At 40.7% G+C, this 13,617-nt stretch carries 15 protein-coding genes; 10 read left to right on the plus strand and 5 right to left on the minus strand.

Annotation, left to right across the window (positions count from 1 at the left end):
* Positions 1 to 11 precede the first annotated feature (11 nt).
* The 8 genes from ACFPA1_RS03615 (at position 12) to ACFPA1_RS03650 (ending at position 6,929) form a co-directional block, all read left to right on the plus strand.
* Complete coding sequence (locus ACFPA1_RS03615) at positions 12 to 800, plus strand: transporter substrate-binding domain-containing protein (protein ID WP_378581336.1); 789 nt, start codon at positions 12 to 14, stop codon at positions 798 to 800.
* 12 nt (positions 801 to 812) lie between these two features.
* Entirely contained in the window at positions 813 to 1,469 is a 657-nt protein-coding gene (locus ACFPA1_RS03620) for an amino acid ABC transporter permease (protein WP_378581338.1), read from the plus strand.
* A gap of 51 nt (positions 1,470 to 1,520) precedes the next feature.
* Positions 1,521 to 2,246 (plus strand): amino acid ABC transporter ATP-binding protein, encoded by a 726-nt coding sequence (locus ACFPA1_RS03625; protein WP_378581853.1) that lies wholly within the window; start codon positions 1,521 to 1,523, stop codon positions 2,244 to 2,246.
* Positions 2,247 to 2,275: 29 nt separating this feature from the next.
* On the plus strand, positions 2,276 to 3,103 hold the full coding sequence (locus ACFPA1_RS03630) for a GNAT family N-acetyltransferase (protein WP_378581340.1): 828 nt from the start codon (positions 2,276 to 2,278) through the stop codon (positions 3,101 to 3,103).
* A gap of 95 nt (positions 3,104 to 3,198) precedes the next feature.
* The gene (locus tag ACFPA1_RS03635; RefSeq protein WP_378581342.1) at positions 3,199 to 3,861 is read left to right on the plus strand and encodes a hypothetical protein; all 663 of its coding nucleotides are present in this window, start codon (positions 3,199 to 3,201) and stop codon (positions 3,859 to 3,861) included.
* Positions 3,862 to 4,024: 163 nt separating this feature from the next.
* Positions 4,025 to 4,741 carry a (Fe-S)-binding protein gene (locus tag ACFPA1_RS03640; protein ID WP_378581343.1) on the plus strand — a complete coding sequence of 239 codons (717 nt, stop codon included), beginning with the start codon at positions 4,025 to 4,027 and terminating at the stop codon, positions 4,739 to 4,741.
* A 39-nt stretch (positions 4,742 to 4,780) separates the two neighbouring features.
* A complete protein-coding gene (locus tag ACFPA1_RS03645) occupies positions 4,781 to 6,205 on the plus strand; it encodes a LutB/LldF family L-lactate oxidation iron-sulfur protein (protein WP_378581345.1) in 1,425 nt (474 codons plus the stop codon).
* A 4-nt stretch (positions 6,206 to 6,209) separates the two neighbouring features.
* Complete coding sequence (locus ACFPA1_RS03650; RefSeq protein WP_378581347.1) at positions 6,210 to 6,929, plus strand: LutC/YkgG family protein; 720 nt, start codon at positions 6,210 to 6,212, stop codon at positions 6,927 to 6,929.
* 35 nt (positions 6,930 to 6,964) lie between these two features.
* Here the strand turns inward: ACFPA1_RS03650 and ACFPA1_RS03655 are convergent, their stop codons facing one another.
* From ACFPA1_RS03655 to ACFPA1_RS03670, 4 genes are read right to left on the minus strand one after another with little or no spacing between them, the layout of a single operon-like run.
* Positions 6,965 to 7,270, minus strand: a complete 306-nt coding sequence (locus ACFPA1_RS03655; RefSeq protein WP_378581349.1) for a hypothetical protein — start codon at positions 7,268 to 7,270, stop codon at positions 6,965 to 6,967.
* Positions 7,271 to 7,286: 16 nt separating this feature from the next.
* A complete protein-coding gene (locus tag ACFPA1_RS03660) occupies positions 7,287 to 8,543 on the minus strand; it encodes a cation:proton antiporter (protein WP_213140548.1) in 1,257 nt (418 codons plus the stop codon).
* Between the two features lie 6 nt (positions 8,544 to 8,549).
* Positions 8,550 to 9,050, minus strand: a complete 501-nt coding sequence (locus ACFPA1_RS03665) for a cation:proton antiporter regulatory subunit (protein WP_213140547.1) — start codon at positions 9,048 to 9,050, stop codon at positions 8,550 to 8,552.
* A 52-nt stretch (positions 9,051 to 9,102) separates the two neighbouring features.
* Complete coding sequence (locus ACFPA1_RS03670; RefSeq protein ID WP_378581351.1) at positions 9,103 to 9,663, minus strand: tyrosine-type recombinase/integrase; 561 nt, start codon at positions 9,661 to 9,663, stop codon at positions 9,103 to 9,105.
* A gap of 249 nt (positions 9,664 to 9,912) precedes the next feature.
* On the opposite strand from ACFPA1_RS03670, the gene ACFPA1_RS03675 reads away from it, so the two are divergent.
* Complete coding sequence (locus tag ACFPA1_RS03675; protein WP_378581854.1) at positions 9,913 to 11,157, plus strand: aminopeptidase; 1,245 nt, start codon at positions 9,913 to 9,915, stop codon at positions 11,155 to 11,157.
* A 255-nt stretch (positions 11,158 to 11,412) separates the two neighbouring features.
* The gene (locus tag ACFPA1_RS03680; protein ID WP_378581354.1) at positions 11,413 to 12,057 is read left to right on the plus strand and encodes a GntR family transcriptional regulator; all 645 of its coding nucleotides are present in this window, start codon (positions 11,413 to 11,415) and stop codon (positions 12,055 to 12,057) included.
* 97 nt (positions 12,058 to 12,154) lie between these two features.
* On the opposite strand, the gene ACFPA1_RS03685 is transcribed toward ACFPA1_RS03680, so the two are convergent.
* A complete protein-coding gene (locus ACFPA1_RS03685; protein WP_378581356.1) occupies positions 12,155 to 13,537 on the minus strand; it encodes an MFS transporter in 1,383 nt (460 codons plus the stop codon).
* Between the last annotated feature and the right edge of the window lie 80 nt (positions 13,538 to 13,617).

The following is a 13,617-nucleotide window of genomic DNA, read 5'->3' on the forward strand; positions in this document are numbered from 1 at the left end:
GTGAACTACAAATGAAAAAGTATGTACTAGGAATGGGTTTAATTTTTTTAATGATGATTATGGCAGCGTGCGGAGGCAGTAAAGAGACCAACGGTTCGGCAGATGGCGGTACCCTTAAGGCGATAAAGGATAAAGGTGAAATTCATGTTGCCATTGAAGGAGCGTATCCTCCGTATAACTACATCAACAAAAGCAATGAGTTAGAAGGATTTGATGTGGAAATCGCTAATGAAGTTGCCAAAAGACTTGGTGTGAAACCCGTCCTTGTAGCCACTCCTTGGGATAGTATGATTCCTGCATTAATAGGTAAAAAGTTTGATATTATCATTTCTGATATGGCTATTACGGAAGAAAGAAAGAAGAAGGTTTCATTTAGCGACAATTATTTCACGACCGGAAACCAGCTCTTTGTTCCAAACGATTCTTCTATTAAAACAGCAAAAGATATGAAAGGCAAAGCAATCGGTGTAACGATTTCGACTACAGCTGCAGAAATGGCTACTAAGAATGGAGCAGATGTCAAATTATATAAAAATGACTTTCTTGCTTTTGAGGACCTGGCAGCAGGAAGGCTTGATGGCGTAGCAACGGACCAAGGTGTCGGTGCTAAAATCATTATCGATCAAAAGTATTCCTTTAAGGCTATTGATGGCTTATTGAATACGGAGAAGGCTGGTATGACCATTCGCAAGGAAGATCATGAACTTCGTAAAGAAATCAATAAGGTAATAGCTGATATGCAAAAAGACGGAAGCTTTGAAGCCATCAGCAAAAAGTGGTTCGGAAAAGACATCCGATAAGGGGCTGAATAAATGTTAGATTTTTCTCTAGTGGAGCAATACGTTCCATTTCTGCTAAAAGCATCTGTGACGACACTTGAAATCTTCATTTTTTCCATCGCTTTAGGATTGGTAATGGGAATTATCATTGTCATCATGAAGATCTCAAAATTTAAGCCATTTTCATTGTTTGCTAACTTTTATATTTGGACACTGCGTGGAACGCCTTTATTGGTTCAATTATTTCTGGTTTATTTCGGTTTGCCGCAAATAGGGGTTGAATTAGCGCCATTCCCTGCAGCCGTCTTGGCGCTCGGAATCAATGCCGGTGCGTATATTGCGGAAATTTTAAGGGGCGGTATTCTTTCAATCCCGAAGGGTCAAATGGAAGCGGCCCAATCGTTGGGGTTAAGCTATCCGACCATTATGCGCAGAATTATTTTTCCGCAGGCATTTCGGGTCAGCATTCCGGCAATCGGCAATGAATCTATTACACTATTAAAAGATTCATCACTAGCCTCCCTTGTCACCGTTTCAGAGTTGATGATGACTTCACAAAGGTTTGCCTCAACAAACTATGCCTTTATCGAATTTTATATTTCCGCAGCTCTGCTATACTTAATTATGACAACGATCTTATCATTTTTCCTAAGCAAGATAGAATTTAAAATGTCCATCAGCGAACATTAAAGAAGGGAGGGCTTGTGGGTGTCAAATAAAGTAAAGGATCATCTTCATCCTATTATTCAAATTGAAAATGTCCATAAGAGTTTTAACCAGTTGGAAGTATTAAAAGGAATAGATTTGCAGGTTTATCCCGGAGAAGTAGTTTCCCTAATCGGTTCCAGCGGATCCGGAAAAAGCACCCTTCTTCGCTGCCTGAATGGACTCGAAACATTAACCAGCGGGAAAATTGTCATTGACGGAATTGAGCTAAATTATACACCAAGAATTATCCAACAAATCCGACGTCATGAGGTAGGGATGGTTTTTCAACAATTTAATCTATTCCCGCATTTGACTGTCTTGGAAAATGTCATTGAAGCACCGATGCACGCCTTGAAAAAATCAAAGGCGGAAGCAATTGAATCAGCCTTAACCCTTTTAGATAAAGTGGGACTGAAAGACAAAAAAGATGTCTACCCCCGCAAGTTATCGGGTGGACAACAGCAGCGGGTAGCCATAGCACGTGCACTTGCCATGAATCCGAAAATCATGTTATTTGATGAACCAACCTCTGCCCTTGACCCAGAACTTGTCAGTGAGGTTCTGAACGTTATGAAACAGCTAGCAGAGGAAGGCATGACCATGGTTGTCGTAACGCATGAGATGATGTTTGCCAAAGAGGTTGCGGATAGAGTAATTTATATGAGTAACGGTGTGATTGAGGAGCAAGGTCCGCCGGCCGAACTCTTCAGCAATCCAAGAAGTGATCGGTTAAAAAGCTTTTTAAAAAGGGTCGTATAATCATTGTTTATAAGAAAGCAGGAATAATTTTGAAAGAAATAATAGAAAACATCTCTTTACGAACAATTACTTCTCCCGAGGAACTGGCTTTAGTCACCAACCTTGAACGCATTGTTTGGGCAGATGATGATCCCGTGCCTGTCAACCATTACGTTGCAGTAGTAAAAAACGGAGGGCTGGTCATTGGAGCTTTCCTGAATGAAAAACTAATCGGTTTCCAATACAGCTTTCCAGGCTTTAACGGCTCGAGCGTCTATTTATGCTCACATAGTATGGGGATTCATCCTGATTATAGAAGAATCGGGATTGGCGAAAAATTAAAACGAAAGCAGCGGGAAGTCGCCTTGGAAAAAGGCTACAAGCATATTGAGTGGACATATGATCCGCTTGAAACCGTAAACGGATATTTGAATTTAAGCAAGTTAGGCGGGATTTGTAAGAAATATATTGAAAATTGCTATGGGGATATGCCCGACGTCCTTAATGCCGGCATGCCGTCTGACCGGTTTCTAGTGGAGTGGCGAATTGTCGAAGAAAAGGCTGAAGTGGCCCCTGATGTGAACGAAACTGGTGACGTTCCACGATTGATAAATGTGATCTATGATGAGCTGGGATTTCCTGTGCCAGAGTCCGTCCACCTTGGTTACGGAAATAATGCAGAGCTTTTATATGTTCCAGTTCCGGGTAATATCCAGGAAATTAAAATCCAGCGGATGTCTCTCGCCTTAGAGTGGAGGATGCGGACGCGGGATGTATTCACCCATTACTTTAATAATGGCTGGATGGCAACAGCCTTAAAGAAAAGTGATCAATCATCTCTTTATTATTATGTATTGCAAAAGGTGATTGAAAGATAAAAGCACAGTTGAAACCCGGCTACTCGTCGGGTCTTCTTTTTTTATTGTTAAGGAAAGCAGCCTCGAATAAAATGGTAAAAAGGGAGTGAGATTTTATGAAGCCTCGGAAGATCGTTATGACTATTTTTTTCGGCTTAGTTGTAGTATTAGGTTTTTACATTTATTCGATTTTTAACGGAACTCCTTGGAGGAAATACCAGCAAAAGCAGGCGATGCTTTCTTATTTGGATGCAAAATATCAAATGGATTTTTCTATTAAAAGTATGCAATATAATGGCCTTGGTTCTGGCTATTATGCAAAGGCCGCACCTAACCGCAATCCTGAGTTAGTTTTTGAGGTAGCTGTTTCGCACGATTCAGATTCGGGATATGAAGATTTGTACCCCGCGGTATTATGGAATTCTCCTGAAGCTAAACCCATCAAAGAATACATTCTCCAACTATTTCCACATCTAGAGCAATCCAGTTTTATCATCGAACGTCAATTAAGTGAGGACGCAGGTCCACATATACCGACATACAGGTCGCTTCATTATGATATGGGCTATCAAAGCGTCCTGATCGTCAATCTGCCAGAAGATTGGTTTTTGAAAACTCCCGAAGAACAACAAATATATATGGAAAATATTAAAAAGCTTGCAACCTATCTCCAGTCAATTCATTTACCTGTTCTTACGAGAATCTTCTTTCAAACGGAAGATTACAACAACCGAAAGGCTATTTTTATCACTGAAAAAGGGAAAATTGTTCAAAAATAATAGAACTATTAGAGCTGCCACGGTTTCATTGAGGCAGCTTTTTCTACATTAGGTTAATAATTTCCCATATAACAATTCAAAATAAACTGAAATATATTATAATAAAACAAAAACAGATCCGATTTTTAACAAATTATTCGGACAAAGGGGATGGCATACAACAATGAGAGTGAGTCTATTTGTAACCTGCTTGGTTGATATGTTTCAGGGCAATGTAGGGAAATCTTCGGTTGAACTGCTCGAGGAGCTTGGCTGCGAGATAGATTTTCCAGAATCACAAGTCTGCTGCGGACAGCCGTCATATAATAGCGGGTATGTAAAAGAATCTAAGGAAGCCATGAAACGGATGATCGAAGCATTTGAGGACGCTGAATATGTCGTATCGCCCTCCGGTTCTTGCGCGTTTATGTTTAAGGAATATCCTCATATTTTTAACGGCGACCCTGTTTGGGAACCGAAAGCTAGGAAATTGGCGGAGAAAACCTATGAACTTACTCAATTCATTGTAGATGTTTTAAAGGTTGAGGATGTCGGGGCCACATTTGAAGGGAATGCCACCTATCATACCTCCTGCCATATGACGAGATTGCTAGGAGTAAACGAAGCCCCTATGACTCTATTAAAACATGTAAAAGGTTTAAAGTTTACTGAATTGCCTGGCAAGGAACAATGCTGCGGCTTTGGCGGGACCTTTTCTGTAAAAATGGCACAAATCTCTGAGCAAATGGTCGATGAAAAAGTGTGCCACGTCGAAGAAACAGGTGCGGATTATTTGATTGGCGCAGATGCCGGCTGCCTCATGAATATCGGCGGCCGTATCGATAGAAAAGGAAAACCAGTTAAGGTTTTGCATATTGCTGAGGTATTGAATAGCCGTTAATAGTTGTTGCAAGATTGATAGAAATGGGGGGGTTTTAGGATGGCTATGAAAATTGGCAATGAGCAATTTAAAGAACGTGTCGATAAGGGAATCCATAATGATTTTATGCGCGGTGCGGTTTCAAGTGCCCAGGACGGAATGGGCCTGAAGAGACGCCTGGCGGCTGAGGAGCTGGGGAACTGGGAAGAATGGCGCTCACACGGCGAAGAAATTCGCCAGCATGTTCTTGAGTATTTGGATTATTATTTGGAGCAATTAAGTGAAAATGTGGCAAAGCAGGGCGGTCATGTCTTTTTTGCCCAGACGAAGGAAGAAGCCGTTGAATATATTCGCGGAGTGGCTAAACGGAAAAATGCTAAAAAGATCGTGAAATCAAAATCAATGGTGACCGAAGAAATCAGCTTAAATCAGGTGTTGGAGGAAGAAGGCTGCGAGGTTATTGAAACAGACCTTGGCGAATACATTCTCCAAGTGGATGATCACGATCCCCCTTCCCATATCGTTGCTCCTGCTCTACATAAGAATAGAGAGGAAATCCGTGAAGTTTTTGAAAAAAAACTTGGTTATAATAAATCCTCTGAACCAGTAGAATTGGCTGGACACGCCCGGCAAATGCTGCGCCAGGAATACCTGTCTGCTGATATTGGTATCACCGGCTGTAATTTTGCGGTGGCAGAAACAGGCTCGATTACTCTAGTTACGAATGAAGGCAATGCGGATTTAGTTACGGCATTGCCAAAAACGCAAATAACCGTGATGGGAATGGAAAGGATTGTTCCTACCTTCGAGGAAATGGAAGTGCTCGTTTCTTTATTAACAAGGAGTGCGGTCGGGCAGAAACTAACTAGTTACATTACTGTGTTGACTGGACCACGCGAAAAAATGGATGTAGATGGTCCTGAAGAGTTTCATTTGGTAATCGTGGATAACGGCCGCTCTAATATTTTAGGCGGGGAATTCCAATCCGTCCTGCAATGTATTCGCTGCGCGGCCTGTGTTAACGTATGTCCAGTTTATCGTCATGTCGGCGGACATTCATACGGTTCTATCTATTCCGGACCGATTGGGGCCGTGTTGTCTCCATTGCTTGGCGGTTATGACGAATACAAAGAACTGCCTTACGCATCTACACTTTGCGGTGCCTGCACAGAGGTTTGTCCTGTAAAAATTCCGCTGCATAACCTGCTTCATAAACATCGTGAAGTGATCGTGGAAAGGGAAGGCAAAGCACCTATTTCGGAAAAGCTAGCCATGAAGGCTTTCGGTTTAGGAGCAGCGTCACCGACTTTATATAAAATTGGCTCGAAAATTGCACCAACGGCGATGAATCCATTTACAGTAGGGGACAAAATCTCAAAGGGACCCGGACCATTGAAGGCCTGGACAGAGATTCGTGAATTCCCAGCACCGAATAAAGAGAGATTCAGAGATTGGTTTAAAAATCGCGAGAAGGGGGGCAAATAGAACGATGACTGGTACAATCCAAAATCGCGATGCATTTTTAAATAAAATTGCCGGACAGCTTGGGCGTTCAAGAATTACCACACCAGTTGAGCGCCCTCAATGGAAATTCCGTCCGCAGGATGAGGTGTTAAAAGACGCTTCTCAGGATGAATTATTAGAAGTGTTAAAAGAGCAGTGTAAAAGGATTCATACAACGATTTATACCACTGATCTTATCAATTTGGGTTCCACCCTCAATGGAGTGGTAGCTGATTTTGGCGGAGGTCCAATTGTAACTTGGAAAGATGAGCGATTTGCGGAATGGGGCCTTAATTCCCTAATGAAGTCAGAATGGCAATCACAGAATATTGATGTCTTTGAATGGGATCCTGCAAAAGGAGCAGAGAACATTTCAAAAGCGGAAAACGCCAATATTGGCATCACAATCAGTGAGGTCACGCTTGCTGAATCTGGTACAGCTGTCTTATTTAGTGACGAGAATAAGGGGAGGACAGTAAGCTTTTTACCTGCCGCATCGGTAGTCCTTATTCCAAAAAGCTCGTTAGTACCAAGAATGACGCAGGCCGCTCAAAAAATGCGGGAAATCCACGATAAAACGGGCCGCGTCGCGTCATGCATCAATTTTATCACTGGACCAAGCAACTCGGCGGATATTGAACTGAACCTCGTGGTTGGGGTGCATGGACCGGTGAAAGCAACTTATATTGTTATTAATGACATCTGATAGTAAAAAATCTGCCCCAGTGTGTAGGCAGATTTTTATTTTGGGCTTTTATACTTTTTGGTTAGTATAAACACACTTCCGCCTAGCGTGATAACCGAAATAAACTTACTAGCCAAAATTAAATAATTGGTAGTCTGGTTATCCAACGTGACGTTTGGCAGTTTGGCCAGGGCAATGACGATAAGAATGCCGAAGGATAATATGGCAAACGCATAGTTATAGGCCTGGTTAATAATGAGAGAGCCGCGTTCCTCCTTCTCACTAGATAAGACAAAGACAAGATAAGCCATGACAACCAATAAGACATATGTTAACAATGCAATTGCTAACTCGATGCCCACTTTTATGAGGCCTCCTTTAAAAGGTATTGTTTTGATCCTCTACTGACTTTTGTGGGACAGGGGTGAGCCGTTTCTTTGCCTTGTTCTCCCATTTGAATATCTTGTTCAAAAATTTGTATATATTCTTAGATTCCTTTGCCAGCAACGGTCCGAGGATTGCCAAAATTAAAACGTATACTGCGGTAAAGGGTTTGAGAATAGGCATCAGCCCTCCGGCAAGTCCCAAATTAGCAACAATGATCGAAAACTCGCCTCTTGAAACGATTGTCAATCCGATATTGGAGGAAGCTTTGTGTGATAAACCTGCTTTTCTCCCGGAAATCATTCCAGCTACAAAGTTGCTAATGATTGTGAGAATCACGGCACCTAGAGCAAGCCATATTGCCCCGCCTAAGCTAAATGGGTCAATGCTTAACCCAAAACTGAAGAAAAAGATGGCTCCAAAGAAGTCTCTAAAGGGAATAACCAAATGCTCGATTCGTTCCCGGTGTTTTGTTTCTGAAAGGGCTAAACCTAATAATAAAGCGCCGATCGCTTCAGCGACATGGAGTTTTTCAGAAAATCCTGCTACAAAAAACAGCAACGCAAAGATGACGAGGATAAAGATTTCATTCGATTTAATATCTAACAGTTTGTTTAGAACCGGGGTACCTTTACGGGCGATAACGAAAAATAGCAGCATGTAACCGAGAGAAATGAGAACCGATATGATGGTACCAAATATAGTAGTTGAGCCGCCTAACAAGAGGCCCGACATGACAGAGAGGAATAACGCCAGGAATATATCATCAAAAAGAATGATCCCTAGAATCAATTCTGTTTCGGAATTGGCTGTTCTTTTTAAATCAACAACCACTTTTGCCACAATGGCAGTTGAAGAAACGCTTAAGAGTCCGGCAACGATTAACGTTTCCATAATCGGGAATCCTGTAGCGAACCCGTAAATCAGGCCAAGGAAAAAATTCATCGCTACATAAATGGTCCCGCCGACAACTATAGAACGCCCAGAGCGTATTAATTTTCCGACTGAGAACTCAATTCCTAAATAAAATAATAAAAACAAAACACCAATGCGCCCGAAGAACTCGATGATTTCTGCACTCTCAATAAATGTGAAATCAAATATACCAATTTCAGGGGCATGGGGGCCAAGTGCCATCCCTAAAAGGATGAGAAATGGGATGAAGGAGAATTTTAATTTGTTTGCCAGGAAGGCGGTTAAGGCAACCAAGACCAGAGCTGTTCCGACTTCAAAAAGTAAAGTGTTAGTCATCTAGTATCACCCTTCCCTTCTTGTGAGAACTTCTTTTACGAACATTTTTACTTGCTTCCGCTGTCCGGATACGATCACGGTATCACCTTCCTCTAAAAGTGTTTCAGGTCCAGGGGTATGAATTTCTTTGTGATTCTTTTGTTTTATGATAGCGACGATATTGACTTCATAGGATTGACGGATATTGAGCTGCCCGATCGTTTGGTCCGCTGCTTCCGACCCGTCTTGCACTTTAAACCATTCTATAACCAATTCATCAAAGGCCATTTCAATCGTTTCCAATGCCTTTGGCGCATACGTCATTCCGCCAATGATTGCAGCAATCTGCCGGGCTTCGGCATCATCAAATGTTGTGCTGGCGATTGCCTCCTCGTAATCATCTTGATCAAAATAATAAATATCCCTTCTGCCGTCATCGTGAATAATCACCACAATTTTATCCTTGCTTTTGGTGATGACTTCAAATTTTTTCCCAATTCCCGGGAGTTCAATTTCGCGAACGTTCATTTTTTGATTCCTCCTCTTAAAAATTTGTTTCATGGATTAAGCGGGTTTGACATTATAAATTTACATCAATTTCAGTTTTAATTTTCTCCTCTTTAGAGATGCCAAGATATTTTAGAGTTTCAGATGGGGTTGAATGATTAAAATGTTTTTGCAAAAGGGAGATGGCCACCCCGCGTCTATACGCATGATATCCAAATGTTTTTCTCATTGAATTGGTCCCGATTTTCCCCTCAATACCAATGGCTTCAGCAGCCTGATGAATGATTCGATAGGCTTGTTGGCGAGTGATAGGCTTTTCTGTTTTGTTGGATTTGAATAAATAGTCTCCCGTGTCCAGTTGGTTGGTTTGGACAAAATGGAGGAGGGCTTTTTTGACCTTTTGGTTAAGGTAAACCTCCTTCATAGTATCGAGGTGTGAATACTGATAAAAATTCTTGGCTGTGTGATCATTCTCTAAAACATCGGACGCCCTAATTTCAAGCATTTCGGTAATTTTTAACCCAGTATTAATGCCAAATACAAAGAGAAGATAATCACGCTCGGAATGCTTTTTCAAATATTTCTTAATTGCATTGATTTGCTTAACATCTCTTAATGCTTCAACATATTCCATGCTAAACGCTCCTTAATCCATGTTACATAATCATATTGTAACAAGATATTATGTAACATTCAAAAAATCTGCTTAAAATTTCACCATTAGTTTTTGGTTAGTTTGCAGTTATTTTAAAAAAATAAGAACCTGATAGCAAAAATCAATTAAAATGCCGGCGTGCCAACAGCTGCACATTCCCCAGTTGCATCTTTTTCTCCCAATTATGCTACTATAATATCGAGACAAAAAATTTCGGGAGGTAAATATATAGTGCTGCCTAATTTTGAAGAGAACTTACATAAGTATGCAAAGCTTTTAGTGGCGAAGGGAATCAATGTTCAGCCTGGTGATTGGGTGAAAATGACCATTAACGTTGATCAGGCGCCTTTAGCCCGCCATATCACGAAAGAGGCTTATGCCTTGGGGGCTGAAAAGGTAATTATCAAATGGTCTGACGATGAAATTACAAAAGAACATTACTTGCATCAACCGGTGGAAGTGTTGACCAGCATTCCTGACTATGAAATTCAGGAATCTGAAGACCACGTATTAAACCACCGTGTCAGCCGTCTTTCCGTTCTTTCAAGCGATCCGGGCTTGTTGAATGAAGTCGACCCGGCAAAAGTTGCGGAGTATCAAAAGGTTGCTGGTAAGGCCTTCCATGCCCAACGTAAAGCGACCCAGAATGATGATTTAAAATGGACAGTTGCTGCTGCTGCCGGAGCAGGATGGGCGGCCAAGGTATTCCCTGATTTGGCTACCCCTGAGGAACAGGTTGATGCCCTCTGGGATCAAATTTTTAAAACCTGCCGTGTATACGAAGAAGACCCGATATCTGCCTGGGACCAGCATAAAGACAAATTGAATGAAAAAGCTGATAAATTAAATGAAATCCAATTTGATTCACTTCACTATACGGCACCTGGCACCGATTTAACGCTCGGCCTGCCGAAAAACCATATTTGGGCATGTGCGGGAAGCCAAAACCCAAAAGGAGAAGAATTTATCGCCAACATGCCAACGGAGGAAGTGTTCACGGCTCCTGATACACGCCGCATGGATGGGGTAGTTCGCAGTTCTAAACCATTAAGTTATGCGGGGACGTTAATTGAAGGAATTGAAGTCCATTTTAAAGACGGGAAAATTGTCGATATCACTGCTGAAAAAGGTGAAGATGCCATCAAGAAGCTGGTATTCGACAACGAAGGCGGAACAGGTCTGGGTGAAGTCGCTCTTGTGCCAGATCCATCACCGATTTCTCAATCTGGGATTATTTTCTTTAATACTCTATTTGATGAGAATGCTTCGAACCACTTGGCAATCGGCTCGGCCTACCCGACGACGATTGAAGGCGGAACAAAAATGAGCCAGGAAGAGCTTCAGCAAAACGGGATGAATACATCAACTGTTCATGTGGACTTCATGATAGGCTCTAACCAAATGAATATAGACGGCATCAAACAAGACGGTACCGTCGTACCAATCTTCCGAAATGGTGATTGGGCTATCTAAAAATGTTAAAAAAGTCCAATAGGAAAAGCGGTTTTACAACAGCTGCTGCCTGTTGGACTTTTATACTTTCATCCAAACTCCTTACCACATAACAAATAACAGTAAATAAGTCGTCTTAATTGGTTCATTAATCTTTGTAAATCTCCGATTACATCTATATTACTTTTGTACAAATTTTTGTATAATAGTTGTGAAAACAAGTATTTTTCTAATATTGAAAACGAGTATTTATTATAGAACGCGAGGGCAAAGACAATGTCTATGACAAAGACCGATAAAGTATATATACAATTACATGAGAAAATTGTTAAGGGAGTCTTTCGCCCTGGTTCAAGATTAGTCATTTCACAAATCGCGAAAGAATTTAATGTGAGTGAAATTCCAGTACGCGAGGTTATGCAGAGACTAGCCCAAAAAGGATATGTTAAATTGCATCCCCATGCAGGGCCAACAGTGACTAGCTTAACGGAAGATGAAGTAAGGCAAATCTTTGAAATTCGCGCCAATCTTGAATCATTAGCAACAAGACTTGCTGTTGAACACATCTCAAATGCTCATATAAAAGAATTGGAACTTATCATAGAGGAGTCAATCGGAATTTGTGAAGAGGAAAATTTAGAAGGGTATTTTCATATAAACGAAACCTTTCATAATTCCATATATAGTCATTGTAATAATCAAATGCTCGTTAAAATGATTAAAGATATAACTAGTTTAGCGGCAAGGTATCCAATTTACTATCAGGATAAAGAGACAACGCAAAAATCTCTTAATGAACATAAAGAAATTTTGAAGGCGATTTCTGAGCGCGATGGAGAATTAGCTGAACAACTGACTAAAAATCATTTACTCGAGGTAATTCCTAAAATAACTGAAATTGTCAGGTCGATGGATATTTAGCAGGTTCTTAAATTGGAGTAAAAAGTAATTTAAGTATAAGTGAAGTAAGAAAAAAGTCCCCAATCGTGGGGACTTTTTTTTATTACTTTAAGCACTTTTATGTACGCTTTTGAAGATCAGCAATAATCTCTGGATAAAGCTTATCCAATTTATACATCGATAAGATAATGAGTAGAAATACACCAATAATAAGGGGAAGATGAATATTTAGAACGAAAATCATTTGAAGTGCCGATGCTGATTGTTCTGCAGCCTTCCCAACATATCCTCCAAAGGCTAGTAACCAGCCAACCATGGCTGCTCCAACACCTGTCCCTATTTTCATCCCGAAACTTGCACTGCTATTTACAAGACCAGTTGTACGTATTCCGGATTTCCATTCTCCATACTCTGCGGTGTCATTAATCATTGCATAAACTGTTGCTGAAAAAAGCCCTTTGGCAATACCGTAAAACATGCTGCCAGTCAAAAAGAAAGTTAAACTATAAGGGTCAATAAATTTTATCAAAGCAGACAAGACAACAAGTGCTGCACCCAAAATGGCAGTATTTCGCTTCCCGAAGCGTTTGATGAATGGACTTATTAGGAAAAGAATTATTAGACCTGGTATTGTTTTGACCATACTGATGATGGAAAAATATGACGGGCTGCCAAGAACATAAGAAGCATAATAAAGTTCAGAGCCTCCGAGACCTAGAAGAATGTAATAAATAATACAAAAGGCAGTTACCAATCTCCAATATTTATTTTTTAATAACGCTTTCATTGTGATGGAAAAAGGAGCTTTCTTTTGTTTATTAAAGGTACCTGTATCTCCGACTCTTTCCTTTGTTAAGCGAAATGTGAAAAAAAGCATAATGACTGATAGGATGCTGAATAAAGTTACTGAAATGGTCCATCCCTTTTGTCCGCCTATTGAACTAGCAAGCGGCTGGGTGGAAACATTTACAACCAATGCGGAAAACTGAATGAAAAGGGCGCCCACGACACCAATCAGTGAACGGGAATATTGATCTTGAGTGATTAACCCAAGCAATGTCTTAAAAGGAATTGTTAACATCGTATACATTAAAATAAATAAACTGTAAGTGATTAGCGCATACACAATCTTACCGTTCATTCCGAAATCAGGAACGGTAAATAAAAATATCGTTGAAAGAGCGAGAGGGATAGGTATCCAAAGTAAGTAAGGACGTGCCTTGCCATGTTTTGATTTTGTTTTGTCTACAACAACCCCCATGGCAATATCGGTAACACCATCCCAAATCCGTGCAAATAACATGATTGTACCAACGACTCCAGCCGATATACCTGCTACATCAGTGTAGTAAAACGATAAAAACGAACCTACTATCGTCCATAATAGAATATAGCCGAAATCTCCAAGTCCATAGCCGAAGATTTCCATTTTGCTAGGCTTTTGTAATTCATAAGGTGCGCCACCATCATTGCTTACTTGAATTTTTTGTGCATTTTGCATTATCTAGCCCCCAATTAAATAAGTAATTTGTCCAGAGCCCAAAAAATCTTAGATGCATGATTGCTGATACCGACTTAAAA

The sequence above is a fragment of the Neobacillus sp. GCM10023253 genome, from assembly GCF_042653105.1.
Lineage (GTDB): Bacteria > Bacillota > Bacilli > Bacillales > Cytobacillaceae > Neobacillus > Neobacillus citreus.

Bases quoted from the DNA above. Each gene is read 5' to 3' on its own strand.
- ACFPA1_RS03615 (WP_378581336.1), top strand. From the start codon at position 12: ATGAAAAAGTATGTACTAGGAATGGGTTTAATTTTTTTAATGATGATT.
- ACFPA1_RS03620 (WP_378581338.1), top strand. From the start codon at position 813: ATGTTAGATTTTTCTCTAGTGGAGCAATACGTTCCATTTCTGCTAAAA.
- ACFPA1_RS03635 (WP_378581342.1), top strand. From the start codon at position 3,199: ATGAAGCCTCGGAAGATCGTTATGACTATTTTTTTCGGCTTAGTTGTA.
- ACFPA1_RS03640 (WP_378581343.1), top strand. From the start codon at position 4,025: ATGAGAGTGAGTCTATTTGTAACCTGCTTGGTTGATATGTTTCAGGGC.
- ACFPA1_RS03645 (WP_378581345.1), top strand. From the start codon at position 4,781: ATGGCTATGAAAATTGGCAATGAGCAATTTAAAGAACGTGTCGATAAG.
- ACFPA1_RS03650 (WP_378581347.1), top strand. From the start codon at position 6,210: ATGACTGGTACAATCCAAAATCGCGATGCATTTTTAAATAAAATTGCC.
- ACFPA1_RS03660 (WP_213140548.1), bottom strand. From the start codon at position 8,543: ATGACTAACACTTTACTTTTTGAAGTCGGAACAGCTCTGGTCTTGGTT.
- ACFPA1_RS03665 (WP_213140547.1), bottom strand. From the start codon at position 9,050: ATGAACGTTCGCGAAATTGAACTCCCGGGAATTGGGAAAAAATTTGAA.
- ACFPA1_RS03670 (WP_378581351.1), bottom strand. From the start codon at position 9,663: ATGGAATATGTTGAAGCATTAAGAGATGTTAAGCAAATCAATGCAATT.
- ACFPA1_RS03680 (WP_378581354.1), top strand. From the start codon at position 11,413: ATGTCTATGACAAAGACCGATAAAGTATATATACAATTACATGAGAAA.
- ACFPA1_RS03685 (WP_378581356.1), bottom strand. From the start codon at position 13,537: ATGCAAAATGCACAAAAAATTCAAGTAAGCAATGATGGTGGCGCACCT.